The sequence below is a fragment of the Novosphingobium sp. NDB2Meth1 genome (assembly GCF_900117425.1).
GTDB lineage: Bacteria > Pseudomonadota > Alphaproteobacteria > Sphingomonadales > Sphingomonadaceae > Novosphingobium.
In genome coordinates, this window is record NZ_FPEH01000019.1 from 55,692 (window position 1) to 81,931 (window position 26,240).

At 65.3% G+C, this 26,240-nt stretch carries 26 protein-coding genes; 13 read left to right on the top strand and 13 right to left on the bottom strand.

Going from position 1 to position 26,240, the window contains the following annotated elements; translation table 11 throughout:
- Nucleotides 1–52 precede the first annotated feature (52 nt).
- From NDB2M1_RS14960 to NDB2M1_RS14990, 7 genes are read left to right on the top strand one after another with little or no spacing between them, the layout of a single operon-like run.
- Nucleotides 53–910 carry an SMP-30/gluconolactonase/LRE family protein gene (locus tag NDB2M1_RS14960; RefSeq protein ID WP_072383560.1) on the top strand — a complete coding sequence of 286 codons (858 nt, stop codon included), beginning with the start codon at nucleotides 53–55 and terminating at the stop codon, nucleotides 908–910.
- A complete protein-coding gene (locus NDB2M1_RS14965) occupies nucleotides 903–1,349 on the top strand; it encodes a nuclear transport factor 2 family protein (protein ID WP_072383562.1) in 447 nt (148 codons plus the stop codon). Before NDB2M1_RS14960 ends, NDB2M1_RS14965 begins: the two co-directional genes overlap by 8 nt.
- 36 nt (nucleotides 1,350–1,385) lie before the next feature.
- Nucleotides 1,386–1,844 carry a MarR family winged helix-turn-helix transcriptional regulator gene (locus tag NDB2M1_RS14970; RefSeq protein WP_072383564.1) on the top strand — a complete coding sequence of 153 codons (459 nt, stop codon included), beginning with the start codon at nucleotides 1,386–1,388 and terminating at the stop codon, nucleotides 1,842–1,844.
- A complete protein-coding gene (locus NDB2M1_RS14975; RefSeq protein WP_072383566.1) occupies nucleotides 1,841–2,917 on the top strand; it encodes a phosphotransferase family protein in 1,077 nt (358 codons plus the stop codon). Before NDB2M1_RS14970 ends, NDB2M1_RS14975 begins: the two co-directional genes overlap by 4 nt.
- Nucleotides 2,918–2,931: 14 nt before the next feature.
- The gene (locus tag NDB2M1_RS14980; RefSeq protein WP_072383569.1) at nucleotides 2,932–4,212 is read left to right on the top strand and encodes an acyl-CoA dehydrogenase family protein; all 1,281 of its coding nucleotides are present in this window, start codon (nucleotides 2,932–2,934) and stop codon (nucleotides 4,210–4,212) included.
- Nucleotides 4,212–4,952, top strand: a complete 741-nt coding sequence (locus NDB2M1_RS14985; RefSeq protein ID WP_072383571.1) for an SDR family NAD(P)-dependent oxidoreductase — start codon at nucleotides 4,212–4,214, stop codon at nucleotides 4,950–4,952. The genes NDB2M1_RS14980 and NDB2M1_RS14985 overlap by 1 nt, the downstream gene beginning before the upstream one ends.
- On the top strand, nucleotides 4,949–5,683 hold the full coding sequence (locus NDB2M1_RS14990; RefSeq protein WP_072383573.1) for an enoyl-CoA hydratase/isomerase family protein: 735 nt from the start codon (nucleotides 4,949–4,951) through the stop codon (nucleotides 5,681–5,683). The genes NDB2M1_RS14985 and NDB2M1_RS14990 overlap by 4 nt, the downstream gene beginning before the upstream one ends.
- 17 nt (nucleotides 5,684–5,700) lie before the next feature.
- Here the strand turns inward: NDB2M1_RS14990 and NDB2M1_RS14995 are convergent, their stop codons facing one another.
- A complete protein-coding gene (locus NDB2M1_RS14995) occupies nucleotides 5,701–6,456 on the bottom strand; it encodes an N-acyl homoserine lactonase family protein (protein ID WP_072383575.1) in 756 nt (251 codons plus the stop codon).
- A 59-nt stretch (nucleotides 6,457–6,515) separates the two neighbouring features.
- On the opposite strand from NDB2M1_RS14995, the gene NDB2M1_RS15000 reads away from it, so the two are divergent.
- Nucleotides 6,516–7,376, top strand: a complete 861-nt coding sequence (locus tag NDB2M1_RS15000) for an SDR family oxidoreductase (protein WP_072383577.1) — start codon at nucleotides 6,516–6,518, stop codon at nucleotides 7,374–7,376.
- 1 nt (nucleotide 7,377) lies between these two features.
- On the top strand, nucleotides 7,378–8,358 hold the full coding sequence (locus NDB2M1_RS15005) for an NADPH:quinone oxidoreductase family protein (RefSeq protein ID WP_072383580.1): 981 nt from the start codon (nucleotides 7,378–7,380) through the stop codon (nucleotides 8,356–8,358).
- On the opposite strand, the gene NDB2M1_RS15010 is transcribed toward NDB2M1_RS15005, so the two are convergent.
- Genes NDB2M1_RS15010 through NDB2M1_RS15030 form a run of 5 tightly spaced genes read right to left on the bottom strand, consistent with a single transcriptional unit; the run spans nucleotide 8,355 to nucleotide 13,333 of the window.
- Nucleotides 8,355–9,284, bottom strand: coding sequence for an NAD(P)H-dependent flavin oxidoreductase (locus tag NDB2M1_RS15010; RefSeq protein WP_072383582.1), 930 nt, complete (start codon nucleotides 9,282–9,284; stop codon nucleotides 8,355–8,357). The two genes, NDB2M1_RS15005 and NDB2M1_RS15010, sit on opposite strands and share 4 nt — an antisense overlap.
- Nucleotides 9,284–10,780: a class I adenylate-forming enzyme family protein gene (locus NDB2M1_RS15015; RefSeq protein WP_072383584.1), complete on the bottom strand. Its 1,497-nt coding sequence runs from the start codon at nucleotides 10,778–10,780 to the stop codon at nucleotides 9,284–9,286. The genes NDB2M1_RS15010 and NDB2M1_RS15015 overlap by 1 nt, the downstream gene beginning before the upstream one ends.
- 17 nt (nucleotides 10,781–10,797) lie before the next feature.
- Nucleotides 10,798–11,085 carry a hypothetical protein gene (locus NDB2M1_RS15020; RefSeq protein ID WP_072383586.1) on the bottom strand — a complete coding sequence of 96 codons (288 nt, stop codon included), beginning with the start codon at nucleotides 11,083–11,085 and terminating at the stop codon, nucleotides 10,798–10,800.
- Nucleotides 11,086–11,113: 28 nt separating this feature from the next.
- Complete coding sequence (locus NDB2M1_RS15025; RefSeq protein ID WP_083554886.1) at nucleotides 11,114–12,121, bottom strand: acyl-CoA dehydrogenase family protein; 1,008 nt, start codon at nucleotides 12,119–12,121, stop codon at nucleotides 11,114–11,116.
- A 3-nt stretch (nucleotides 12,122–12,124) separates the two neighbouring features.
- Nucleotides 12,125–13,333, bottom strand: a complete 1,209-nt coding sequence (locus NDB2M1_RS15030) for an acyl-CoA dehydrogenase family protein (RefSeq protein WP_072383590.1) — start codon at nucleotides 13,331–13,333, stop codon at nucleotides 12,125–12,127.
- A 96-nt stretch (nucleotides 13,334–13,429) separates the two neighbouring features.
- Between NDB2M1_RS15030 and NDB2M1_RS15035 the strand changes: the two genes are divergently transcribed.
- Complete coding sequence (locus NDB2M1_RS15035) at nucleotides 13,430–14,233, top strand: thioesterase family protein (RefSeq protein WP_171955414.1); 804 nt, start codon at nucleotides 13,430–13,432, stop codon at nucleotides 14,231–14,233.
- Between the two features lie 23 nt (nucleotides 14,234–14,256).
- On the opposite strand, the gene NDB2M1_RS15040 is transcribed toward NDB2M1_RS15035, so the two are convergent.
- The 3 genes from NDB2M1_RS15040 to NDB2M1_RS15050 are packed head-to-tail and all read right to left on the bottom strand — an operon-like array spanning nucleotide 14,257 to nucleotide 17,286.
- The gene (locus NDB2M1_RS15040; RefSeq protein ID WP_072383594.1) at nucleotides 14,257–15,198 is read right to left on the bottom strand and encodes an alpha/beta hydrolase; all 942 of its coding nucleotides are present in this window, start codon (nucleotides 15,196–15,198) and stop codon (nucleotides 14,257–14,259) included.
- Nucleotides 15,191–15,991 (bottom strand): enoyl-CoA hydratase-related protein, encoded by an 801-nt coding sequence (locus NDB2M1_RS15045; RefSeq protein WP_072383596.1) that lies wholly within the window; start codon nucleotides 15,989–15,991, stop codon nucleotides 15,191–15,193. Before NDB2M1_RS15045 ends, NDB2M1_RS15040 begins: the two co-directional genes overlap by 8 nt.
- Before the next feature lie 8 nt (nucleotides 15,992–15,999).
- On the bottom strand, nucleotides 16,000–17,286 hold the full coding sequence (locus NDB2M1_RS15050; RefSeq protein WP_072383598.1) for an FAS1-like dehydratase domain-containing protein: 1,287 nt from the start codon (nucleotides 17,284–17,286) through the stop codon (nucleotides 16,000–16,002).
- Between the two features lie 71 nt (nucleotides 17,287–17,357).
- Here NDB2M1_RS15050 and NDB2M1_RS15055 point away from each other — a divergent pair, with 71 nt between their 5' ends.
- Complete coding sequence (locus tag NDB2M1_RS15055; RefSeq protein ID WP_072383600.1) at nucleotides 17,358–18,848, top strand: class I adenylate-forming enzyme family protein; 1,491 nt, start codon at nucleotides 17,358–17,360, stop codon at nucleotides 18,846–18,848.
- 31 nt (nucleotides 18,849–18,879) lie between these two features.
- On the opposite strand, the gene NDB2M1_RS15060 is transcribed toward NDB2M1_RS15055, so the two are convergent.
- From NDB2M1_RS15060 to NDB2M1_RS15075, 4 genes are read right to left on the bottom strand one after another with little or no spacing between them, the layout of a single operon-like run.
- Nucleotides 18,880–19,860 carry an aldo/keto reductase gene (locus tag NDB2M1_RS15060; RefSeq protein ID WP_072383602.1) on the bottom strand — a complete coding sequence of 327 codons (981 nt, stop codon included), beginning with the start codon at nucleotides 19,858–19,860 and terminating at the stop codon, nucleotides 18,880–18,882.
- Between the two features lie 2 nt (nucleotides 19,861–19,862).
- On the bottom strand, nucleotides 19,863–21,083 hold the full coding sequence (locus NDB2M1_RS15065; protein ID WP_072383604.1) for an acyl-CoA dehydrogenase family protein: 1,221 nt from the start codon (nucleotides 21,081–21,083) through the stop codon (nucleotides 19,863–19,865).
- Nucleotide 21,084: 1 nt separating this feature from the next.
- The gene (locus NDB2M1_RS15070; RefSeq protein ID WP_072383606.1) at nucleotides 21,085–22,191 is read right to left on the bottom strand and encodes an acyl-CoA dehydrogenase family protein; all 1,107 of its coding nucleotides are present in this window, start codon (nucleotides 22,189–22,191) and stop codon (nucleotides 21,085–21,087) included.
- Nucleotides 22,192–23,553, bottom strand: coding sequence for a phosphotransferase family protein (locus tag NDB2M1_RS15075; protein WP_072383608.1), 1,362 nt, complete (start codon nucleotides 23,551–23,553; stop codon nucleotides 22,192–22,194).
- A 68-nt stretch (nucleotides 23,554–23,621) separates the two neighbouring features.
- Here NDB2M1_RS15075 and NDB2M1_RS15080 point away from each other — a divergent pair, with 68 nt between their 5' ends.
- Complete coding sequence (locus NDB2M1_RS15080; RefSeq protein ID WP_072383610.1) at nucleotides 23,622–24,428, top strand: enoyl-CoA hydratase/isomerase family protein; 807 nt, start codon at nucleotides 23,622–23,624, stop codon at nucleotides 24,426–24,428.
- Between the two features lie 13 nt (nucleotides 24,429–24,441).
- Nucleotides 24,442–25,941: an acyl-CoA synthetase gene (locus tag NDB2M1_RS15085; protein ID WP_072383612.1), complete on the top strand. Its 1,500-nt coding sequence runs from the start codon at nucleotides 24,442–24,444 to the stop codon at nucleotides 25,939–25,941.
- The last annotated feature ends 299 nt before the right edge of the window (nucleotides 25,942–26,240 follow it).

Here is a 26,240-nt window from a genome sequence, read left to right on the forward strand (position 1 = left end):
GCGGCCCGCGTGCTGTCAAGACATAGATAACCTAGTAATATAGGATAATGACATGGAGACGGTTGCCGAAGGACTGGCTTTCCCGGAAGGCCCGGTGGTGATGGCCGACGGTTCGGTCATCGTTGTCGAGCTCGCGAGCGGGCGGATCACCCGCTGCTGGAACGGGCGCAAGGAAGTCGTCTGCGAAATCGGCGGCGGCCCCAACGGCGCGGCGATCGGCCCGGACGGGGCGCTCTATGTCTGCAACAACGGCGGACTCGATCTCACGCGCTTCCAGAACGCGCGTGGGCCGGGCTGCAAGGGGCGGATCGAGCGGGTCGATCTTGCCACCGGCACATTCGAACGCCTTTACGACAACTGCGACGGTATCGCGCTCGAAGCGCCGAATGACTTGGTATTCGCCGCTGACGGCACCTTGTGGTTCACCGATCTGGGCAAAACCCACGACGGCATCCGCACCGCGAGCGGGCTGTTCGCCTGCAGCGCCGATGGCACCGCGATCACTGCGATTGACCGTCATCCGATCTCCTACAACGGCGTGGGCCTCTCGCCCGATGGCACCACGATCTATTGCGCTGACACCCATCAGGCCCGGCTCTACAGCTACAAGGCCGCGGCGGAAGCGCAGCGCCCGCAATGGGTCGCAACCGCGCCGGGGCATGTCGGGTTCGACAGCCTCGCGGTCACGGCGGCCGGAAATATCTGCGTCGCAACGCTCTATCAGGGCGGCATCACGACGATCACGCTGGACGGGAAGACGACCAAGCGCGCCTTCGATGATCGCTACACCACCAACATCGCGTTCGGCGGCGAGGAAATGCAGGATGCCTGGATCACGCTTTCGGCCTCGGGCCGGCTGATCAAGGTTCGCTGGGACGAGCCGGGCCTGCGGCTCAATTTCAATGGCTGAACCCGCCCCCAATGCCGCAGCCGACCGCGATGCGATCCGCGATCTCCTTGCGCGCTACACCTACAACGGTGATCGCGGGCGGATCGAAGCACTCGCCGCCTGCTTTGCCGATGACGGCACGCTGGAATATCCCGGCAACCGTGCGAGCGGTCCGGCTGCCATCGTAGCCGCGCTCGCGGGCGGCAGCGGGACGCCCGGCCCAAAGCCGAGCTTCGTGCGCCACCATATCACCAACCCGCTGATCGAACTGGACGGTGATCGGGCAACCGCGCGCAGCTACTTCGCCGTTCACACCGACATCGGCCTCGATCACAGCGGCACTTATAGCGACACGCTTGTCCGGACGCCCCACGGCTGGCGCATTGCGCACCGGCTGGTGCGAGTCGACTGGCAATCTGCGCAGTCGCTGTTCCGACCGATGGTGACGCGCAAAGGATAATTTGACACCATGGTGTCGTTTTGACACTAACGTTCCATGTCCGAATCACACTCAGACCTTGCCCTGCTGATCGACGCTCTCGCGCGGACGCAGGGGCGTCTGCGCGCCGCATTTGCTCCAGCCCGTGCCGGATCGGCGCTTGGCGACATGGAGCACACCGTGCTCGTCGCGGTCGTGGAAGCCCGGGAGCCTCCGACAGTGCCGCAAATCGGCCGGTCGCTTGGCCATCCGCGGCAGGTGATCCAGCGTGCGGCCAACCGGCTGATCGAGGCAAGGCTGATAACTGCAGAGCCAAACCCCGATCACAAACGGGCCGCCCTGCTCGTCGCCTCTGCGGCGGGACAAGCGCTCCAAGCGGAAGCCAATCGGCGCGCAGGAGACATCGCCGCCGGTCTGATGACCTGCCTCGATGCAGCGCAGGTGAAGCAGGCAACCGCCTTGCTCTCGGCCATCCGCGCCGGGATCGAGCGCCACGAAAAGGGCAAAGCATCATGACCGAAACCGCGCCCCTCGCCCCCGGTCTGGTCGACCTGCCGCGGCTCACCGCATGGCTCGATGCACATATTACTGCGCTGGGCGATGGTCCGCTCACCGTGACCCAGCTTCACGGCGGCACCTCTAACGTGATCCTCACACTCAATCGCGGCGGCAAGGATATGGTGCTGCGCCGCCCGCCGCCGGTTGCGCCGCCCGGTGCGGAAAAGGGCGTGCTGCGCGAAGCGCGCGTGCTCACCGCGCTAGGCGGAACGGCGGTGCCGCATCCGACCTGCCATGGTTCCTGCGCCGATCCCGAGGTCATCGGCGCGCCGTTCTACGTGATGGAGCGGGTCGCAGGCTGGGCTGCGGAACTGCGCGGCGAGCGCATCTATCACCGCGCGCCGTTCGACCGCGCGCCCTGCGAATACGGCATCGCCTATGCCATGGTCGACGGGCTGATCGCGCTCGCCAATGTCGATTACAAGGCAGTCGGCCTCGAAGACTTCGGCAAGCCGGACAACTTCCTCGAACGGCAAGTCGACCGCTGGGAAGGCCAGATCCGCTCCTACCCCGAACGCTATGGGTCCGAGTGGCGCGAGCTGCCGGGCTTTGCCTATGCGCGTGACTGGCTGCGCGCGAACATTCCGGACGATTTCCGCGCCGGGATCATCCACGGCGATGTCGGCACGCCCAACGCGCTGTTCGCGTTCGATCGCCCGGCCCGGCTCACTGCGCTGATCGACTGGGAGCTTTCGACGATCGGCGATCCGCTGATCGATCTTGCCTGGTTCACCGGGCGGCTGCGCGATGAGGACCACCCCGAGGTGATCGGCGAGGCGGTGCTCTATGCCGCCGAGAACTTCCCGACGCGGCAGGAACTCGCGCGCTATTACGCCGCCGGCACGGGGCGCGACCTTGCCTGTTTCGACTATTACTGCGTGCTCGCCGCCTACAAGAGCGGCTGCATCCTTGAATACAAGGTGGCGCAGAGCAGCGCCGGGATCCTTCCGCCCGAGACCGGGCGCTTTTTCGACAAGCTGGTGCGCGCGGCTTTCGCCCGTGCCGAAGTGCTGGCCCGCAAGGCCGGCTGAGGAGACGCGAGCGTATGTGGCAATTCCAGACAGACACCGCTTTCCAGGCCCAGCTCGACTGGATGCTGGACTTCGTGAAGACCAAGGTCGAACCGCTCGACTACCGCTTCCCCGGCCACGGCGCGCCGTATGACGTTGCCAACCGCGAAAGCCGCGCTGCGATTGCGCCCTTGCAGGCCGAAGTGAAGGCGCGCGGGCTCTGGGCCTGCCACCTCGGCCCGCATCTGGGCGGACCGGGCTACGGTCAGGTCAAGCTCGCCTTGATGAACGAGATCCTGGGCCGCGCCTATTGGGCACCGACGGTGTTCGGCACGGCCGCACCCGATACCGGCAATGCCGAGATTCTGGCGATGTTCGGCACCGAGGCGCAGAAGGCACGCTACCTTCAGCCGCTGATGGACGGCGATATCGTCTCATGCTTCTCGATGACCGAACCGCAGGCGGGTGCCGATCCCAAGGAGTTCGTCTGCCGCGCATGGCAGGAGGGCGAGGAGTGGGTGATCGAGGGCGAGAAGTGGTTCTCGTCGAACGCCCGCTACGCCGCGTTCCTGATCGTGATGGCGGTGACCAATCCGGAAAACCCGCCGCACGGGCGGATGAGCATGCTGATCGTGCCGACCGATACGCCGGGGGTGGAAATCCTGCGCAATGTGAAGGTGATGGGCGATGATCTGGCCGGCGATGACGGCATTCACGCCTATATCCGCTACAACAAGGTCCGCGTTCCGATTGACGCCATGCTCGGCCTGCCCGGCGAAGGCTTCAAGGTGGCGCAGGCGCGGCTCGGCGGCGGGCGCGTCCATCACGCCATGCGCACCGTTGGCAAGTGCCAGCGCGCGCTCGACATGATGGTCGAACGCGCCAATTCGCGCCGCACGCAGGGTCGGCTGCTCGCCGAGCACCAGTTCGTGCAAGGCATGATCGCTGACAGCTGGATCGAGCTCGAGCAGTTCCGGCTGCTGGTGATGAAGACCGCCTGGTCGATCGACGAGGTAGAGGCCGGACGGACGCCCCCGGTGAACCCGCGCACGCTGATCGCAATGTGCAAGGTGCAGATGGCCAAAGTCTATCACGACATCATCCAGCGTGCGATCCATCTCCACGGCAGCCTTGGCGTGACGCACGAACTGCCGCTGGCCGACTGGTGGGGCGGCGTCGCCAGCCTCGCGCTCGCCGATGGCCCTACCGAGGTCCACAAGGCACAGGTCGCCAAGGCACTGCTCAAGCGCGGTGCGGCAGCACCGGGGCTTTTCCCGAGCGAGCATATCCCGAGCCGGATGGGGGCTCTGGCCTGATGGACCCCTTGTTCGATTTCACCGGCAAGGTCGTGCTCGTCACCGGCGGCAGCCGTGGGCTCGGCTATCAGATGGTCAAGGCCTTCGCAGAGCGCGGCGCCGACGTGATCATCGCCAGCCGCAAGCTGGAGAACTGCGAGCAGGTGGCGAAGGAATGCCGGGCGCTTGGCCGCAAGGCCATGGCTTTCGCAATGCACGCAGGGCGCTGGGCCGAATGCGATGCGCTGATCGCGGCTGCATATGCCGAGTTCGGCCGGATCGACGTGCTCATCAACAACGCCGGCATGTCGCCCCCCTGCCCCAGCCACGAAATGCCCGAGAGCCTGTTCGATTCGGTGCTCAATCTCAATTTCAAAGGCCCGTTCCGGCTCGCCAGTCAGATCGGCCGCCGCATGGCCGAGGGCGATGGCGGCGCGATCATCAACATCAGTTCGACCGGTGCGCTGATGGCGCTTCCCGGCGTGGTGCCCTACGGCGCTGCCAAAGCAGCCCTCAATGCGATGACCGTCTCGCTCTCGCGCGAGTATGCCCCCAAGGTGCGGGTCAACACGATCAGCGCGGGCCCGTTCCTGACCGATATTGCCGAGGCGTGGGAGCCGAAGAAGCGTGAAAAGCAGCCCGTCGCGCTCGGGCGTCCCGGACATCCGCCCGAGATTGTGACTGCCGCGCTGATGTTGGCGAGCCCCGCGTCTTCCTTTACCACGGGGGCATTGCTGCGGGTCGATGGAGGGCAAAGATGAGCGATCTCGTTCTGTTTGAGCGCGCGGGCGCCATCGTCACGCTCACGCTCAACCGGCCGGACAAGCGCAATGCCCTCAATCTGGCGCTGTGGGGGGAACTGGCCGCGCAGCTCGATGCGGTCCGCGCGCTCGGCGAAGACATCTCGGTAGTCATTCTGCGCGCATCGGGTCCGGTGTTCTGCGCGGGCAACGATCTCAAGGAGCGCGGCGCCAAGGCACCGGAGCGCGACTATCAGGCAAAGATCGTCACGCGTCTGGCCGATCTGGCGCAGCCGGTGATCGTGGCCGTGCAGGGCGGCTGCTTCACCGGCGGGCTCGAACTGGCGCTTGCTGGCGATATCATCGTCGCCAGCGAGAGCGCCAGCTTCGCCGATACCCACGGCAAGTTCGCACTGGTCCCGGCATGGGGCATGAGCCAGCGGTTGCCGCGCCGGGTGGGCCAATGGAAAGCGCGCGAGATGAGCTTCACCGGGCTGCCGGTTTCGGGCCGCGAGGCGGAGCGGATCGGCCTTGCCAACCACTGCGTGCCCGATGTCGAGCTGGACAGCACCGTTACCCGGCTGGCCGAGGCGATCGCCAGCCAGAGCCGCCACAGCGTGTTCGCCTACAAGCGTCTTTACCGCGAGCAGGCTGACCTGCCGCTACAGGCCGGGCTCGCGCATGAGGTGTTCGCCAGTGCCGGTGTCGGACCGGACTTCGCCGAGCGGGTCAGCGGACAGTTCGGCAAGTAGTCGGAAGCGCAGCGGTGCTATTCGAACCGGGCGTTCTCACGGATCGTCGCCCATTGCCGCCCATCGTGGCCGAACAGGATGCGCGTTCCGGAAGCGCGCGCCCGTGCCAGCCGTTCGAACGTCAGGCGGCCTTCCTCCAGATCAGCAGTCGCCTTGGGCAGCACCATCGTATCGAGATTGCGCTCGGTATAGCAGCAGTCGCCCGCGAGCAGCACGTCGCCACGCGCGAGCCTGATGATCATGCTCTGGTGGCCGTGGGTGTGCCCGTAAGTCGGCACGATCCGCACCGAGCCATCGCCGAACAGATCGAGCTCACCCTCGATCGTGCGGATCGGTTGTCCGGTATCGAAATCGACCGCTTCGTAGAGCCCGGGATCGGGCCGCTCGCGCGCAACCTCGTATTCGCGCGCCTGGACGATGACTGTCGCGCGCGGGAAATGCACGTTGCCCCCGCAATGGTCGATGTGGAGATGCGAGTTGACGATCCAGTCGATGCTCTCAGGATCGACATCGATCGCACGCAGGCGGGTGGCGATATCCATGCCCTCGAACCACTGCAGGCCGAACTTGTTCGCCGGCAGCGCGGTTTCCAGATCGCGGCGATAGCGCTCGCCCATGCCGGTATCGAACAGCGCGCGGCCCTTGGGGTGATCAATCAGGTAGGACGGGACAGGCCCGCGCAGATAGTCGCCTTCGTCCCCTTCGACGAAGTAGCCGGGGCGGCACTGGAACCAGCCGCAATTGAAGGCATAGAGCCGAACATTTTCCGTCATGGGGGCGAGTTTAGTGCCAGTCACGCCAATCGCAACGAGCGTTTGGAAAGGAGAGCCAGATGAATCTCGGTAACAAGCGTGTGGTCATAACAGGTGCCGCTTCCGGCATAGGCAAGGCGTTGGCCGAAGCGCTTGCGGCAGAAGGTGCGCGGCTGATGCTCGCCGACCTGGACGAGAAGCGTGTCGAGGGCCTTGCCGGAGAGCTTGGTGAAGCGACTGGCATTGCGTGCGATGTGAGCGATCACGCGGCAGTGGAAAGACTGGCTGAGACAGCCCATGCCTTACTGGGCGGCGTTGACCTTGTCTTTGCGAATGCGGGAACCATTCTCAACGGACCTCTGATCAATGCCAGTCCGGCTGAGTTTGATTGGCTCATGGGTGTAAATCTGCGCGGAGCGTGGAGTTGCATGACTGTGTTTGCAAAGCTCATGCAGTCGCAGCCGGACGGTGGCCGCATCTGCCTGACCGCGTCGGAACATGCGCTTGGCATGCAGCACACCGGCGCCGGGGTATATACTGCCAGCAAACAGGCCGCGCTGGGGCTCGCCGAAGTGCTCCGAGCCGAGCTTCCGCCAGCTGTTGGCATCAGCGTGTTCTGTCCGGGTCTGGTGGCAACAGGCCTTGCAAATGCAGTGATACCCGGCCACCTGCCGCAGCCCAGGACGCACCAACGTGCGTTTTCCCGCGCTGTTCTGGCCAAGGGCATGAGCGCGGCAGAAGCTGCGCAGGCAGCCATAGCTGGCGTGTGCCGCGGTGACGACCTTATCGTCACGCATCCTAATTCATTTGCCGCTGCCGAACGCCGCTTTGCCGCAATCAGCGAAGCCTTCGCCGCGCAGGCTCCAGTCGGCGACGACGCCAATCGATACGATGTCAATCAGATCGTCGCCGACCTGATCACAGCGCAGAAGGATAGCTGACATGCCGCGCGCCGTGATCGCCGACGAACTTGGCCCACCTTCGGCCTATGACCTTCGCGAGGTATCGTCACGCCCACTGGGACCGGACGAAGTGCGGATCGCGATCCGCGCTGCCGGGATCAGCTATGTCGACGTGCTGACCGCTGATGGACGCTATCAGGTCAAGCCCCCACTGCCGTTCATTCCCGGCAGCGAGGCAGCGGGGGTGATCCGCGAGGTCGGCAGCGCGGTCAGGGGTCTTGCGGTGGGGGACCGCGTTTCTGCGAGCGGCTGGGGCGGCCTGTTTGCCGACGAAGCGGTCCTGCCCGAGCGTACGGTGCGCAGGCTCCCCGATGCGATGGACTTTGCCGAAGCGGCGGTGTTCCCGGTCAGCTACGCTACCGCCTGGCACGCGCTGGTCGACCGCGGCCAGCTTCGCGCCGGCGAGACGCTGCTGGTCCTCGGTGCGGGCGGGGCGACCGGCTATGCCGCCGTCCAGCTCGGCAAGCATCTCGGCGCCCGGGTAATCGCCTCAGCCTCAACCGAGCCAAAGCGCGCGCTGGCGCTTGCCGGAGGGGCCGATGCTGCCGTTGATGCCCGCGCGGAGGATTGGCGCGAACAGGTGAAGACCGCCAACGGCGGAAAGGGCGTGGACGTGGTGTTCGACAGCATCGGCGGCGCGGCGACCGATCCGGCGTTCCGCTCATTGGGTTGGGGCGGTCGGCATCTGGTGATCGGTTTTCCCGCAGGCATCGCGGCGCTGCGCACCAACCTGCCTCTGCTCAAGGGCTCCAGCCTCGTTGGCGTCGATATCCGTCAGTTTGGCGAGTTCGAGCCGGAGAAGGCCGAAGCGAACCGCGCCGAAATCTTCCGGCTGGCCGCCGAGGGTGTGCTGCGCCCGCATATCGCCGCAGCTTATCCGCTCGAGCAGTTCCGCGAAGCGATGACCGCCGCTGCCGAAGGCGCGCAGGCGGGGCGGATCGTGCTGATGATGGAGATCTAAACCCAGTCCTGTTCGATCGCGGCGAGCCGCGCCCGCCAGCTTTGCTCCGGTACCAACTTGGCAAACTCGCGGCGCATCCGCGCGACAAGATTGGCTACCGGCTCAATCGCATCGATTAGTCCCACGCTTTGCCCGGCGCTGAAGATATCGCGCCATGGGCGGACCCCCTCCGGCATGGGCACGCGGTGCGCGGGGAGGCTATCCGGGTCGAGCCCGGAGGCTTCGACGGAATCGCGGATCCAGTTGGCGGGAACCCCGTTCATCGCGGCGGAAGTCATGATCCTATCGATCCCGGCGCCCGCGATCATCTCGCGGTGGGCCTGAACCACTCCGCTTTCCGGCGTGGCGATAAAGCGCGTGCCCATGCAGGCGAGATCGCCTCCCAGCGCGAGGACGGCAGCCATACCCCGGACATCGGCAATCCCCCCGCCCACAATCAGCAAACCGTCCCAGATCCGTCGCACGACAGGCACGAAGGCAAGCGGCGTGATGAACCCGGTATGTCCGCCAGCCCCGGCACAGGTGAGCATCAACCCATCGACCCCGGCCTCGATCGACTTTTCGGCATGGCGCAGCGTGGTCACGTCCTGGATCACGCGTCCGCCCCAAGCGTGGACACGTTCGACCAGAGCTGTGGGGTTCCCGACGCTCGAAAGCACCAGCGCGGCGCGGTGGCGCTCCAGCAGCGCCAGGCGCGCTTCGCCGTCAGCATCATTGGCAATGCGCGCGGGCAGATTGACAAGCGCCGGTGCACCCTGCGTCTGCGCCAGCGTTTCAAGATAGCACTCGAACTCGCTGACCGGGGTCGCCGCCCCGCCCTGCCAGCCCGCCACGACCCCCGCCTTGCTACAGGCCGCTGCCAGAGCGACCGAGGAGGCAAAGCTCATCGGCGCGCAAACGAGCGGCAGCGCGAGCCGCTCGAACATCACGCCGCGAGCAGCTTCTTGACTTCGCGGCGCAGCAACTTGCCCATCTCGTTGTAGGGCAGGCTCGGGAAGAAGCGCACCACTTCGGGCACCCGGCTCGAACGCAGCCGCGCGCGGACCATGCTCCGGATCTCGTCCGCATCCGGCTGCGCAAAGCCGCCGCGCACCACCACGGCGACGCCAACTGCCTCGCCCCATTCGAGGCTGGGCACTGCAACAGCCGCAATATCGGCGATTGCGGGATGGGTAAGCAGCAGATCCTCGATCTCGCCGGGGGAAATGTTCTCTCCCCCGCGCACGATCACATCGTCCGCGCGCCCGGCGAGGAACAGATAGCCGTCCTCGTCGAGGTAGCCGGCATCACGGGTCGGGAACCAGCCCTCGGCATCGAGCGCGCTCTTTTCCTTGTACCGGCCCGAAACCTGATCGCCGCGCACGTAAATCTCGCCCGGTTGTCCGGCGGGCAGGACCTCGCCGTCCTCGCCGCGAATCTCAAGCTCGATCGTCGGCAGCGGAATGCCGACCGAGGCGAGCCGGGCGCGCACCTTGGGATCGGCCGAGCGATGCGCTGCGCGATGCTCCTCGGGACCAAGCAGCGCGATGGTCGAGCTTGTCTCGGTCAGGCCATAGGCATTGGTGAAAGCAGTCTCGGGAAACAGATCGAGCGCGCGGTGGATCAGTTCGAGCGGCATCTTGCCTCCGCCATAGGCGATGGCCTTCAGCGAGCCGATATCGGCGCGCACGCCCTTGTCCAGCGCCTGGATGATTCGCCCGAGCATGGTCGGCACGACAAAGGCATTGGTGACCTTCTCGGCCTCAACCAGCTTAAGCCAGTCCTCGGGCGCGAAGGCAGGCAGGAGCACGACCTTGCGCTGGGCGTAGATCGAGGAGACCAGCGCAGCTATCCCGGCGATATGGTAGGGCGGCACCGAAACAAGCGTCGCTTCGCTTTCCTCCGCCGAGCCGAACTCGACCGTGCCGAGAATGTACGAAACGAGGTTGGAATGCGCGAGGATGGCGGCCTTGGGCGCGGCGGTCGTGCCGCTGGTGAAGAGCTGGATGCAGACACCCTCGCCCGGATCGCATTCAGCCTGTTCGTCCACCACGGCTTCGAGTGCAGCGAGCGTGAACTCGCTCCGCGGATAGACGATGTGTCCGGCATCGCCCGATAGCTGCTGCACACGCCGGGCATCGCCGACAATGAGCGCAGGCGCCACGCGGCCAAGCAGCGCGGCGAGATCGGCATCGGCCAGCCGGTAGTTGAGCGGGCAATAGGGCACTCCGGCCAGCGCTGCGCCGAACAGCGCGATCACCGCGGCCTCGCTCGATTCGTCGAGCAGCGCGACATGGCTGGCCCCGCTCGCGCGGATCAAGGCACAGGCCCCGCGCGCGGCGGCGTCAAGCTCGCCATAGGACCAGTGCTTTCCGTCGCAGACAAGGCCGATGCGGTCGGGGTCGGCCTGAGCCGCCATTTCCAGGAAAAGGGCAATGTTCATGGGCCGGGCAGGTCCGTTCAGTCCGAGGCCGGAAGAGGCTTGGCTTCCTTGAGCTGCAGCGCCGCGCCATCGAGCGCGAGCGTGCCTTTGCCCGGCTTGACGCAGAGCAGCTCGACCGTACCGGCAGCGTCAACATAGCGCTTGCCCATGACGGTGCCGCCAGCCTGCGCGGGATCGATTTCTCCGCGCTCTCCGGCACCATCGCCCAGCGGCGCGCCGCCGCAGGTGAGCACCCCGCTGCCATAGCGGATCACCACCACTTCACTGTCACAGACCGTGCTTTTCAGACGCGAACCCGGCTTCATGGCCCGTTGCTCCCTTCCTCTGTTTTCTCTACCAACCCGCCAGCTGTGCGGCGCGGGCGCGATGCTGCGCCGGACTGCCAAGCCAGGCCCGGTTGTGCACCGAGCGGCGGAACCAATAGTTGAGCCCATATTCCCAAGTATAGCCAATGCCGCCATGCGCCGCGATGGCGGCGCGGGTGGTGCGGGTATAGACCTCACATAAATGCGCCTTGGCCATCGCCGCCGCGCGGGTCGCGTCGGGCAATCCGGCGTCCCACCCATAGGCGGCGTACCACACTTGCGCGCGCGCGGGCTCGACATCGAGCATCATGTGCGCGAGCTGGTGCTTGAGGCCCTGAAACCGGCCGATCGGCTGGCCGAACTGTTCGCGCGTCTTGGCATATTCGACCGAAAGATCGGTGCAATGCTGCGCGCCGCCCAGCGCGTCGGCGGCAATGAGCACCAGAGCCGCATCGCGGATGCGCTGGACCATCGGATCGCCCGCAACAAAAAGCGGATAGGTCTTGGCCGATCCGAACGTGACGCGCGAGACCGGGCGGCTGCGGTCAGTGGCGCTGACTGCTTCGATTTCCACCCCCTCGCCCGCAGCGATCAGGCAGAGCCCGCCGGCACCGTCGTCCGCCAGAAACAGCTGCGCGGTGCGGGCGCACTGGACGAGATTGCTGTCGAGCGCGATTGTCGCGACGGTCTCGCCGCTGGCAATGCCTGGCAGCAGCGCGCGGGTGGCAGCATCTTGGCACTGCGCCACAGCAAGCGCGGCGACGATCTGTCCGATCAGCGGCCCGGGCGCAGCCGCCTCACCCGCCACTTCGCAGACAAGCGCAGCGTCAAGCAGGCCAAGCCCGGCGCCGCCTTCCGCTTCGGGCAGCGCCAGAGCGCCGATGCCCAGCGCCATCAGCGCCTGCCAGCTTTCAGCATCAAAATCGGCTTCGCCATCGGCAAAGGCATGGAGCCGCTCCATGCCCCAGCATTCGCCGAGCGTGCCCCGCACGGCATCCTGAATCGCGACCTGTTCGGCTGTCAAATGAAAATGCATGGCTTACTTCTCCGCGCTCATCGCGAGATCACGCGGCAGGCCGAGCCCGCGTTCGCCGATGATATTGCGCTGGATATTGCTGGCGCCGCCCGCAATCGAATTGCCGAGGCTGCCCATGATCTGATCGAGCCATTTGTTGGGGCCGCGAGGGCCGCGCGGGCCCCGACCGCCTGCCCCCAGCGGCTCGGTCATGCCTTCCTCGCCAATCAGATCCTGCGCGAGGAGAGCGATATCGTGGCCGATTTCTGTGAGCAGCAACTTCATCAGCAGCGGCACCGCACCCGGATCCTCGCCCGCTGCGGCGCACGAGAACAGGCGGAAGCTGGTATAGCGGTGCGAGAGCACGCGGCCCTCGATCTCGGCCAGCCGGTCGCGCACCAGGGGATCGCCGATCCGGCCCATTTCCTGCGCCAGTTCGACGAGCTTGCGGAACTGGCTGCCCAGCCCATCGGCGCTGCCGATGCTCGCGCGCTCGTGCTTGAGCGTCGTGCGGCTGACATACCAGCCTTGGCCGCGCTCACCCACCTGCCACGAGACCGGTGCTTCGGCATTGTCGAAGAAGAACTCGCAGAAGGTGTGGCTGCCCTGCTCTCCTGTCATCTGCCGGATCGGGCGGCGGGTCACGCCCGGCTGGTTCAGGTCCATGAGCAGGTAAGTGATGCCATCGTGCTTGGGCGCATCGGGTTCGGTGCGCACCAGCATGAACATGTGCGTTGCTTGCATGCCCTGGCTGGTCCAGATCTTCTGCCCATTGACGATCCATTTGCTGCCGTCGGCGGAGAGTTCGGCCTTGGTCCGGACCGAGGCAAGATCGCTGCCCGAGCCGGGTTCGGAATAGCCCTGCCCCCAGATGTAATCGCCCTCGATGGTGGGTCGGATGAACAGTTCGCGTTGCTCTTCGGTGCCCTTTTCGAGCAAGGTCGGCACGGTCATGTTGACGCCGTTGCCGCCCACTTCCATCGGCGCGCGAGCCCGGCCGAATTCCTCGCGGATCACCTGCGCGCGGATCACGTCAACCGGCTGCTCCGAACCGCCATAGCGTTTGGGCACCGAGCGGTAGAGATAGCCCTGCTCGATCGCCGCGCGGCGGAATGCGCGGATATGATCCTTGAGCTCGGCCCCGCGCAATTCACCCGGCTGCCAGGCCGCCTTGATGAAGCCGCGGACCTCCTTGCGGAACGCCTCCGCCGCTTCGCCATAGCTCAGGTCCATTGACAAAACTCTCCCGTTACGGTGCTTGATTGACCGCGCATCCTATGCCTTACTTATATCACTAGGTCAAATATGTCGACAGAGGAGCACGCGCGTTTGAACGAAGCTGAAACTCGGCCCTGGCCTCCGTTCTACTACGAGCGGGATGGCAAAAACTTTCGGCCCTCCGGTCTCACCCGCAGCCCCTGGGATGGCCGCGCGATTGCCGGCGGGCCGGTGAGCGCATTGCTGGCCTGCGGGGCGGAAGATGCGCAGCTTGACGATCATTTCGAGATTGCCCGCTTCCAGGTCGATATCTTCGGCAAGGTGCCTCATCAGCCGCTCACCATGGCCACCGAACTGCTGCGTGACGGGCGTCAGAGCAAGCTCCACCGCGTGACCATGCTGGCGGACGATCGTCCGGTAGCGCAGGCGCACGTGCTGCGGGTGCGGCGGATGGAGACCCCCGTGTTTCCTGTTCCGCACGACTATCCCATCCCGGCCAGCGTACCCGAGATCGAAAGCCCGCGCGCAATGCGCATGGCCGGGGCCATCCGCCTCAAGCGCGTGCTGGGCGGTCCGGGCGAGCCCGGTCGCGGCATTTCCTGGCTGGCAATGGACGGCGAAGTCATCAGAGGCGCCACCCCGTCGCAATTCGTAAAGGCGTGCCTCTTTGCGGATTTCGGCAACGGGTTCGGATCGGCAACGGCTGCGGAAGATTGGTCGTTCGCCAATCTTGACATCACAGTCCAGTTCTTGCGCATGCCGGTCGGCGAATGGTTCCTGCTCGATGCAGAAACCCACATGGCCGGCAATGGCCATGGCACCGCTCGCAACGTTTTTGCAGACGAACAAGGGGTCTACGCGCGCGGTTTTCAGACTATCTTCGTGGCCCCTGGATATCGGCCGGACGGCAACTAAGAGGCCATGCGCTGAAGCGTGCTTCAATGTCCCGCCTGATCGCGCACCCAGCGGTCGATCCGCTCGTACATCTCCAGCCGCGTCTCGGCGAAGTTCTGGCAGTGGCCCGAGCGCGGCAGGATGTGCAGCGTGATGTCACGGCTGCTACGGTAGTAGCCAGGTTCGGCATGGGGATCGGGCGAGACGTCGCGCTCGCCCAGATTGATGTAGAGCGGAACGTCGATGCGCGCAGCATCCTCTCGCACGATGCCCATCAACACCGACTGCGCACTGAGCACGTAGGGGACCTCGACCAGCAAGCTATCATCAACCGCAATCACGTCATCGGGCACGTCATCCCAGTGGAAGGTCGAATGCAGGCGCGATCGGTCGTGGAGGATGTAGTCAGGCATCGCGAAATCAAGCGGCCCGCGATCGGCCGGAATCGTCTGGCCGTCGACGTGCAAGTGAACTCCGCAAGCCGTATAGCCAAGGATCAGGCAGAGATCGTAGGTGCGGTGGGCGGCCTGCTGGGTAATGGTCTGGAAAGCCCCCATGGAATGACCGCCGCCGACCTTGACCATCCGCTCAAGCGGGGGAACGGCGGGACTGATCGTGCCCGCAGCAAGACGCGCGTAGATTTCGGTCATGGCCGCATGGTTCGCTGCCGCGGCGATATGCCGGGTCACGAGCATCTGATTGCTCGCCCGGTCGCTGGCTCCGATCCCGAGATGGTCGGGCAGCACAACGATATGCCCGCGCTGGCGCAGGTATTCGGCAAGCGAATATCCGGTTCGCCCGGGCACCTCGAAATGAAAGTAGCGCCGGTCGTACGTTCCCCCGTTCAGCAACGAAATGACCGTGGGCCGGTCCGGCATCGCATCGGGCAGGAACACCCATGTGCTGATGAGGAGCGGCTTTCCCGCACTGACCTCCGGCGGCAAAGCACCGCTGACATCGACAAAGATCTCGAGCGGTTCAGCCACCTTTGTCTTCGTTGGCCTTGCGCGCTTCGCGCCAGATCATCGCGGTCGCTTGGGTAGACAGCCCCATGTTGAGCGCCTCGGCATCGAACTGGGCTTCGAACGACCAGTCCTCGGCATTGTTGAGGTTCTGCTTCATGTAGCGGAAGCCCATGCGGGGTCCGTCGGCCAGCCGGTGCGCGGCCTTCAGTGTTTCCGCGCGCAGTGCCTCGTCGTCGAAAAGGCGGGTGTAGATGCCCTTGGTGAAGGCTTCCTCGCCGGACAGCTTTTCGCCCAGCAGGAACAATTCGCGCGCGACCCCGGTGCCGAGGATCTTGGTCCAGAACCACGTCGAGCCGAAGTCACCCCCCGCGCCGATCTTGTCGAACGCGGTGAGGAAGCTCGCCGAGCGCGCGGCGAAGCGCAAGTCGCAGGCCCCGGCGATGCCGATCCCGGCCCCCGCGACCGGCCCGTTGACCATGGCGATGGTCGGCTTGGGCATCTCGTGCAGCAGGCGCGCGGTTTCCATGAAGCCGCGCAGCCGCACGAAGCTCTGCTCGGCGCGGCTGCCGCTCTCCGGATTGGCCGGGACGACAGCCTTGTCGCCCCCGCCGTCCTTGAGATCACCGCCCGCGCAGAAGCCCCGCCCGGCCCCCGTCACGACCACGCAGCCGACAGACGCATCGCGCGCGGCATCAGCGCATGCGTCGGCGAGCGGCGCCATGATCGCGCCGTTCAGCGCATTGAGCCGGTCTGGCCGGTTGAGGGTGATGATGCGAACACCGCCCTCATTCGTGATCAGCACTTCATCGGCCATGGCTGCGCTCAATCCCCGCCCAGTTCCCAATGCCGCGCCATCATCCGCACCGCGGTTTCGGCCAGATCAGCCGGCACCTCGGGATAGAGCGGCAGCGGCTTGTCCTTGCTCGGCAAGGCGATGGTCGCGGTCGAGCGGACCGTCTCCTCGCCGCGCTGGTTGACGAAGCGCACCGCGACATCGACGAGGTTCTGCCCGTTTTCGGTCCGCTTGCCCAGCACTTCACCGGAGACGCGCTGGACATCGCCCATGTAGTTGAACTTGCGGATCTCGTCGTGGACATGGACGATCACGCCGTCATCACCGGCCCAGTCGTTGAGGTACTGCCACAGGTAGTTCTCGCGCATGACCCCATAGTCGTAGGCCATCGGGTTGCCGATCGCCTGCGCCCACACCGGGTCCCAGTGCAGTCGCTGCGCGACATCGGGGATGCCGTGCTCGTTCTTGACGTAGAACGCCGGGATGCGCTGGCGGTTCTTGTGCGCGCGGCGGTTGGCCGTCGGCGCATAGGGGGTAAAGCCGTAGCCGCCCGCGTGGAAGCAGATCACGTCGGTCACGGTCAGCGGCCCCTTGGCCTGAAGCCCCAGGGCATCACCCTTTTCGACATCCTCGAACCAGCGCTTGCTGCTGCCTTGCACCTTTTCGCCGGCGTAGATGTCCTCGATCGCCTGCAATTCCTCGTCGGTATAGGTCGCCGGCTGGATCGAGAGATTCTTGCCCTTTTTCGCGGCGGTCTTGCGTTCGGTGAGCACGCGCAGAAGATCATAGGTCGCGATCACTTCCGCACGCTGATTGACCTTGACCCGGCGGCTGGTGATGATCACCGAGCGGCCGGCAAACTCGGACTGCTTGACCTCACAGGTCAGGTCGCCGCCATAGGAGTAGATCGTGTCGCCCGGTCGCACCGGACGGTAGAAATTCCATTCCGAGCCGGACACGAAGACGTGGATACCCTTGAACAGGCTCTTCTTGAGCGCGCGGATTTCGTCCGGCACCGGATCGCCCTTCATCGGGCGGTTGATCTGGCCGACGAACATGCCCGGCGCGATGATCCCGCCCCACCGGGTCTTGCGGGCATAGGCCGGATCGCAAAACAGCGGATTGTCATCGCCGCAGCCGTAGGCCCAGTTGCGGATCGAGTCTTCCGAGGCGGTCTGGACATATTCAGCCGTCTTCTGCGGTTCCCAGAAGCCGATCAGTTTGCGCTGCCGCTCGATGTCGCTATCCGCGATCTCATAATCGACGGCTTTCTGCCACTCTTCGCTCTGCTTGATATCGGTCTTTGCATCGGCCATGGCATTCGCTCCTTGATCCCAGTTGTATAACTAGGTAATAGAAGCTCTGACGACAGGCAAGGGATTTCAGGATGGTTGAGGTGCGGCGGATCAGTGATGCGCTCAAGGTGCGGGCACAGCACCAGCGCGATGAGATCGCGCACGACGGTATCAATCGCACCATTACCTATGCCGAATGGGACAGCGAGGCCGACGCAATCGGGGGCGGACTGGCCGCAGCCGGGCTTGAACCCGGAGACCGCGTATTTCTTCCGATCAGCAATGCCCACGCGGTCGAAATGGCGATCGCGGTGTTCGCCGTGTTCCGTGCCGGCGGGATCGCATGCCCGATCAACACGCGGCTCAATGCCAAGGAGATCGCCGACTTCGCCGCGCTGACCACCCCGCGCTGGTGCATTACCGACGTGCCGGAAGTGGTGGCGGGCCTTGAGCTCGACGGCTGCTGGACGGTCGATGCTATGCCCCGCAATCTCGCCGCGCTGCCCTATCAGAGCATGCTGGACCCGAACTCCGATGCAGAAATCCTTGGCACCAGCGGCACCACCGGCAAGATCAAGGGCGTGGTCGTCTCGCACCCCGATCTGATGAAGGGTGTGACCGGCACCAACATGGACCGTTCGCGCTCAACGCTCAATGCCCTGCCGCTGACCGGGTCGGGCGGGAACCTCGGCATCGTCATGCTCCCCGCGCGCGGCGGCGCGACCGCGATCACCCAGCCGAAGTTCGATCCCAAGGGCTTCCTCGAACTGGTCCGGGAGAAGAAGCCCGATCTGGTCTATCTGGTCCCCTCGATGCTGCGGCTGATCCTCGATCATCCCGATGTGCGGGACTACGATTTCGCCGGGGTGAAATACCTCATGACAGGCACCGCGCCGCTGCCGCACGATTCGGTGAAACGCGCGCTCGAGCTTTGGCCGCACGTGCGGATGCGCAACAGCTACGGCATGTCCGAAGGCGGCATCGGCATCGGCACGACGACCAAGGAGCAAGTGCTCAAGCCTGGCTGCGTTGGCAAGCTGCCCGAACACATGCAGCTCCGCGATGAAGCGGGCGCAGTGATCACCGAGCCCGGAGTCGTGGGCGAAATCTACGGTTTCCAGAAGCATCCGCGGCGCTACTGGAACGACCCCGAAGCCACCGCCGCAAGTTTCATCGGCGGCTGGACCAAGACCGGCGATCTTGGCTACGTCGACGAGGACGGCGATCTCATCATGGCCGGCCGCTCCAAGGAACTGATCATCCGCGGCGGCTACAACATCACACCGCTGGAAATCGAGACCGCGCTCCATCTGCACCCGGCGGTGCAGCAGGCTGCCGTGGTCGGGGTCGAGCACGAGGTGCTGGGCGAGGATATCGCCGCCGCCGTGACCTTGCGCCCGGGCCAGAGCGCCACGCCGGACGAGATCATCGCATTCTGCCGCGACCATTTGGCCGACAACAAGGTCCCGCGTACCCTGCTGGTGCTTGGCGACATGCCGCTCAACCCCAATGGCAAGATCCTCAAGAAGGATCTGGTCGGACCGCTTACCGAAGCCGCGAAAGCACGCCGGAAAGCCGCCTGATGCGCTAGAGTCTGTCCTGATAGGGTGGACTCTAGACGTGCCCGAGCACCGGGTGCGGCACGTAGGGCGCTTCGAGCGCACTCAACTCGTCAGCGCTCAAGGTGAGATCGAGCGCTGCCAGCGCGTCCTCAAGCTGCGCAAGCTTGGTCACCCCGATGATCGGTGCCGTCACTTCCGGCTTTGCAAGCACCCAGGCCAGTGCGACCTGCGCCATTGGAGCCCCGCGCGCTGCAGCGACAGTGGCAACCGCCTCGACGACCTGCCGGTCGCTCTCCTCGGTGCGTGCATAGAGCATCGAGCCGAACCGGTCGCTGCCCGAACGCTCGGTCATTTCGCCCCACGGCCGGGTCAGTCGGCCGCGCGCCAGCGGACTCCACGGGATCACACCGATGCCGGCATCGCGGCACAAGGGCAGCATCTCGCGCTCTTCCTCGCGGTAGATGAGATTGAGGTGGTTCTGCATCGAAACAAAGCGCGCCCAGCCATTGCGCTCGGAAAGCAGCAACGCCTTCTGGAATTGCCACGCATACATCGATGATGCGCCGATGTAGCGCGCCTTCCCCGCCTTAACGATATCGCTGAGCGCCTCCAGCGTCTCCTCGATCGGCGTTTCGCTGTCCCACCGGTGGATCTGGTAAAGATCAATCCAGTCCGTGCCGAGCCGCCGCAAGCTGTCGTCCACCGCCTGCATGAGCGCTTTGCGCGATAGGCCGCCCTGATTGGGGCCCTTGCCCCATGGGCCGAACGCCTTGGTCGCGATCACCACCTCGTCGCGGCGGGCCATGTCCTTGAGGGCGCGGCCGGTAATCTCCTCGGACGCGCCGTCGGCATAGACATTGGCCGTATCGAAGAAATTGATCCCCGCCTCGACCGCGCGGCGGATGATCGCACGGCTGGCATCTTCATCGAGTACCCAGGGGTGCGCGCCCTTGCCCGGTTCGCCAAAGCTCATGCAGCCAAGGCAGAGCTGCGAGACCTTGAGGCCGGTCTGGCCCAAACGCTTGTAGGTCATGCTCATTTCAGCTGCTCGAAGGGGATGTCCTTGTCCATGCGCACCTCTCCCGGCATGCCCAGCACGCGCTCTGCGATCTGGTTGCGCAGCACTTCGTCCGCGCCGCCTGCGATGCGCATCACAGTCGAATAGATGTAGTCGTATTGCAAGTCGGCCGTAGCGCTGTCCGCCGGATCGGCAGCGATGGCATCCAGCCCGCGCAGCTCCATGCCGAGCCCCAGCGCCTTCTGCTGCCGGCCGGCATAGGCCAGCTTGATCATGCCCGCGAGCGCGCCGGGGTTCTCACCCTTGGAAACCATCGTCCTGAGCCGCGCCTGGAAGAACCGTTCGCCCTGCTCCTCCGCCAATGCATCCGCCAGCGCAAGGCGCACGGCGCGATCATCCAGCATGGTTGAGCCGTCATGTGCAGGCGTGCGGGCGGCCATGGCGATCAGCGGCTCGACCCCGCTGCGATGCGCGCCCGAGCCCAGCCGTTCGCCCATCAGCACGGTCATGCAGCAGGCCCAGCCCTCGCCGATCGCGCCGATCCGGTTGGCATCGGGAATGCGCACGTCGGTGAGGAACGTCTCGTTGAACTCGCTCATCCCGGAAATCTGCCGGATCGGGCGGGTCTCGATGCCGGGCGTCTTCATGTCCACGACGAAGAAGGTCAGCCCCTTGTGCTTGGGCACTGCGGGATCGGTGCGGACGACCAGAATCCCCCAATCTGTGAGATGCGCCCAGCTCGACCAGACTTTCTGGCCATTGACGATCCAGTCACCCGAACCATCTTCGGCGCGCACGGCCTTGGTACGGAGGTTGGCAAGGTCTGACCCGGCGGAGGGCTCGGAGAACAGTTGGCACCACGTCAGATCGCCCTTGAGCGTGGGCTCGATGAACTGGGCGCGCTGGGCGTCGTTGCCGTGCTTTGCAATCACCGGCAGCGCCATGCCGGTGCCGATCGAAGTGAACGGGCCCTTGGGCAGATGATAGCGGCTCTCCTCCTCGGAAAAGATCACCGCCTCGATCCCGGTCAACCCGCGTCCACCGAGTGCCTTGGGAAAGGTCAGGCCCGACCAGCCGCCGTCGAACAGCTCGCGCATCCAGGCACGGCTCCGGTCGGCTTCCTCGGTATCGGGGATCTTGAGCCCGGGCGTCAGTTCGTGTGCCGGGGCGTGCGCGGCGAGCCAGCCTCGTGCCTCAGCGCGGAAAGCGGCTTCGGCGGGGGTATCATTGAAGTCCATCTCAGGCAGCCTTTCCGGTCGAATGGGTTTGCCCTTGCGCGCCGGGCTGCGCGTTGAGGAGGCGGTCCGCCCAGTAACCCCGGCCGCCGACAATCACCGCCAGCATGCGTTCGCGTCGGTAGTAGAAGTGGCAGTTGGCCTCGAAAGTGTAGCCGATCCCGCCGTGGACCTGCAGGTTCTCGCGCGCCGCCATTTCGAAGGCCTTGATCGCGGTGAGCCGCGCTGAGGCCGCTGCCCCCGGCAGATCATCGGCCGAGCATTCTGCCGCCCAGCCGGCGAAATAGGCGTTGGACTTGGCCAGCTCGATCGCCACCGCGACATCCGCAAGCTTGTGCTTGATCGCCTGATAGCCGGCAAGCGGGCGGCCGAACATCGTGCGGCCCATCGTGTAGTCGCGCCCCATGGCAAGGCAGGCTTCCGATCCGCCCACCGCCTCAAAGGCTGCCTGCACCGCTGCCCGGTCGAGCAGAGTGGCAAGCACGCCAGCGCCCGGCATGGGCTCGGCTAAGGCATCGGCAAAGTCGATCCGGTAGTGCGCGCGCAGCTGATCAAAGCTGTCGAGCCGGGTTCGCGTGACGCCCGGCTGATCAAGCTTCACGAGCGCCAGCCCATCACCCACTTGCACCACTGCGAGCGCCGCAATCCCGGCATCGGCGACCGGATGCTTGGCACCGCTGAGCTTGCCATCGGTCAGTTGGGTCCCCTGCCCCAGCAGCGGCCCCGGTCCCTCGGCGCTGGCAAAGCAGGCGATCACTTCACCGCTCGCGAGGCGGGGCAGCCATTCGGCCTTCTGCGCGGCACTCCCGGCGAGCCGGATCGCATCGGCCGCGAGCACGATCGAGGAAAAGAACGGGACAGCCGCATTGGCCCGGCCCAGTTCTTGCGCGATCACGCCAAGATCGAGCTCCGCCATGCCCAGCCCGCCGAATTCCTGCGGGATATTGGCGCCCAGAAAGCCCATTTCGCCAAGCTCGCGCCACAGTTGCTCGTCCCATTCGGCCCCGCTGTCGATCAGCTTGCGCAGCCGGTCATACGGGGTGCGCTCGGCCAGCAGGCCGCGAGCCTGATCGGCCAGCATCTTCTGTTCGTCGGAAAGGTCGAAGTCCATTCAGCCGATATCCTCATACCATGTGGTGGCGAGTGCACCCAAAGCGTCCGCCATCACGAAAGTCTCGCGCGCCGCGCGGTTGTGGCACAGTTGCAGGGCCGCGGCGAAGTCAGCCTTGCCTCCCGCAATCGCCTCGCCCAGCGCGGTGCGAGCTGCGGCGAGAGCGTTTGGCGCACCAGGCAGAAGCGCCTGAATCTCGGCAAGCTCGGCCGCGTCGAACGCCGCACCGTGGCTCGCGCGGCGCCGCCAGAACTTGACCATCCGCGCGAGATCCTTGGCCTTGGCCGCCGCGCGCTGGTTGGCAGCGGCAGGGACAATATCGGCCTTGAGATCTTCAAGCGCGGCGGCGAAGTAGCGATCGGTCCAGTCAGGCGCGATCTGCGGCACGGGCGGACCGGTCAGCGTGATCCCGGCCAGTTCGGCCACCGCGCGCACGATGACGCGCCGGTGCATGGTGCCGTACAGCAGCCCGGTTCCGCTCGCGCCGACTGCCGAAACCGCAGCTGCCGCCGCAGCGCCAGCAACGCTGAAGCTCAGCTGGAAATAGAGCCGATGATACTTGATCCGGGCCAGATCGGGCACAGACCCACTTGCCTCGGCATAGGCTTCAAGAACATCGCGCATCGGCACGAAAGGCTGAATCAGGCTACGCACCCAGATTTGCGCAAGATCCTCCGCCGGATCCCCGAGATGCGTGAGTTCCCAATCGATCAGCGCCGCAACACGGTTGCCATCAAACAGGAAGTTGCCCGGCCCCGCATCGCCGTGCAGCACTACCGCCGGACCGCGATCTTCCGGCACATGGCGCGCCAGCCAGTCGAGCGCGATCTGCAGGATCGGATCGGCCCCTGAAGCCAGATTCGTCTCCCGCCACTGCGCAAGATTCGCAGCGATGCGCTGTGATGGCGGCTCGCTCGCATCGCCCAGCTCAGCAAAGGCTGGGTCCGCGGCGTCGAACCTATGTAGCGCCGCGAGTTGCCTCATGAAATCAGCGGCCAGCGCGGCCTTGTTCTCGGCCATCGCAAAGCGGTCATTGCCCGGAACGAACACGCTCAGCAAAGCGAGGTGCGAAGGATAGCTCCCGATCAACGGCGCGGCCTTGATGCCGCTTGCCGCAAACGGACCCGAAAGCGCCCGCAGGATGGCGGTCTCGCGCGCGAAGAACGGCAGCCGCGAGGGATCGCCCGCACGCGCATCCCACGCCAGATAGCAGCGCTGTTCGGCGCCGCTGGCCGCCCGGAGGGTCACTTCCGCCCCCTGCCGCGATGCGCCGCCGCCGCCCCGCGCAACTTCGGCGGCAATGACACAGCCGGTGCCTTGCTCTACCTGTTGCCTGAGGTCAGAGGGGATTGCGCTTGCCATCGGTCCTCTCAGTTATATAACTAGGTCACATACCAGCCAATCACACGCCTCAGGCGGGAGAGTCAAGCGTGCGCTACGAAACCATCCTGTTCGAAGTGGCCGATCACGTCGCCACGATCACGATCAACCGGCCCGAGGCCATGAACAGCTTCAACCGGCAGATGATGGACGAATTTGCCCATGTCTGGCACGAAGTTTCGTGGAACGATGATATCCATGTCAGCGTTTTGCGCGCGGCGCCAGGCCGGGCCTTCTGCACCGGGGTCGATGTGAAAGGCGCCGTCGCGGGCGGCGACCAGCGGCCCGCGGTCGATCTCGACAACATATGGCACTGCGAAGATCCGGGCGATCTGCTCGGCCCCAAATCGCGCAAGTGCTGGAAACCGATGATCGCGGCGGTGCACGGCATGGCGGCGGGCGGAGCGTTCTACTGGCTGAACGAGGCGGACATCATCATCGCGTCCGAAGAAGCAACGTTCTTCGATCCGCACGTGACGTACGGGATGACCAGCGCGCTCGAGCCGATCGGCATGACCTACAAGATGCCGCTCGCCGATGTGCTGCGCATGGTCCTGCTCGGCAATGATGAACGGATGAGCGCCGAATACGCCAAGTCCATCGGTCTCGTCAGCGAAGTGGTCCCGCTCGATGCGCTGTGGAGCCGGGCGCACGAACTGGCGCTTCAGATTGCAGCCAAGCCCCCCGCCGCGATCCAGGGCAGCATCAAGGCGATCTGGACGAGCCTCGACCTGCCGCGCTCGGTCGCGCTGGCAAACGCGCTCAAGTTTCCGCAGATCGGCAATCCAGTCGGCGTGCCGCAGGTCGACCGCGCGGCGCTGATGGCGGACAAGGCCAAGAAATACACGCTGCGTTGACGGGCGCACCGCGATGACCCACCCCCGCCTGCACGCCCTCGCCGATCCGGCCAAGCCAGCGGTGCTGATGAGCGACGGCTCCGCCGGGCTCACTTATGGCGAGCTTGAGGACCGCGCCAATCGCGGCGCGCAGCTGTTGCGGTCACTCGGGATCAAGCGCGGCGATACGATCGCATACTGGCTGCCGAATTGCCCGGAAGTGTTCGAAGTCTATTGGGCCGGGCAGCGCGCCGGGCTTTATATCACGCCCATCGCCACCGGGCTCACCGCAGGCGAGGCGGACTACATCGTCGAAAACTCGGGCTCGCGTCTGCTGGTGGTCTCGCCCGAGATCGGCGGCCTTGCAGAACTGCCCGCGCGTGAAGGCGTCACTGTCCTGACGCTCATGCAATGGCGCGAAGCGCTTGGTGCACAGCCGTCCGAAACGATTGCTGACGAGGCACCCGGCTTCCACATGGTCTATTCAAGCGGCACCACCGGCTGGCCCAAAGGCATCCGCCTGCCGCTGCCGCAGGGTGAAGTCACCGCCAGCCACATGCTCGCGGAGCTGTCAGCCGCCGCCTACGGCACCGGTCCGCACACGATCTATCTGTCGCCTGCGCCGCTCTATCATACTGCGCCACTGGCCTATACGACCAGCTGCCACCGGCTCGGCGGAACTGTGGTGGTGATGCCCAAGTTCGATCCCGAAGCCGCGCTGGCCGCAATCGAGCGCTTCAGGGTCACCGCCACGCAGATGGTGCCGACCATGTTCGTGCGCCTGCTCAAACTGCCGGACGAGGTACGCGCGCGCTACGATCTTGGCTCGCTCAAAGTGGTCGTCCACGCCGCCGCGCCCTGCCCGGTGGAGATCAAGCAGGCTATGATGGCGTGGTTGGGGCCGATCATCCACGAATACTACGGCGGATCGGAAGGCAACGGCTCGACCCGGATCACCCCGGAAGAATGGCTGAGGAAGCCCGGCTCGGTCGGCAAGGCGAGCTGGGGCGTGGTCCACATCTGCAGCGATGCCGGAGAGGAACTGCCCGCCGGCGAACAGGGCGTGGTGTATTTCGAAGGGGGCTGGGATTTCCAGTACCTCGGCGATCCGGACAAGACGCGCGACAGCCGCAACCCGCTGCATCCGGCCTGGTCCACCCTCGGCGATGTCGGCTTTCTCGACGCGGACGGCTACCTCTTCCTGACCGACCGCAGGAGCTACATGATCATTTCCGGCGGGGTGAACATCTACCCGCAGGAAGTCGAAAACCTGCTCATCACGCATCCGCGCGTGGCCGATGCCGCCGTGATCGGCGTGCCCAATGCGGATTTCGGGGAGGAAGTAAAAGCCGTCATCCAGCCGCTTGACCCGGCCAATGCTACCCCTGATTTCGCGGCTGAACTGATCGCGTTTTGCAAGGCCCGGCTCGCGCATGTGAAGTGCCCGCGCTCGGTTGATTTCGATCTCGCCCTGCCCCGGCTCGACAACGGGAAGCTCTACAAACGGCTGATCAAGGACCGTTATTGGAGCTGAAATTTCGTGGCTCGGTTCTGCCTCACCAATGTCCCTTGGCCATGCCCCAGAGAGTTGGGCCTAGATACCGGCTTCCAGCAGGCTGGCAGATGCAAAGTAATCCCGCCGGATTGCGACCTCGTTCTGTCGGAGAATGTTCGGCATCGGCTAGATGCCGCGAGCGACTTAGTGAAGCCCCCCGCCCTAAGCAATGACTGAACGGGGGACGTCAGTTGGCCCGGGATCCGGCGGGACGCGGGATTGGATGAATATTGCTCGAGACCCCGGGCATCACTCGAGACCGGCGGGTCCATGATGGT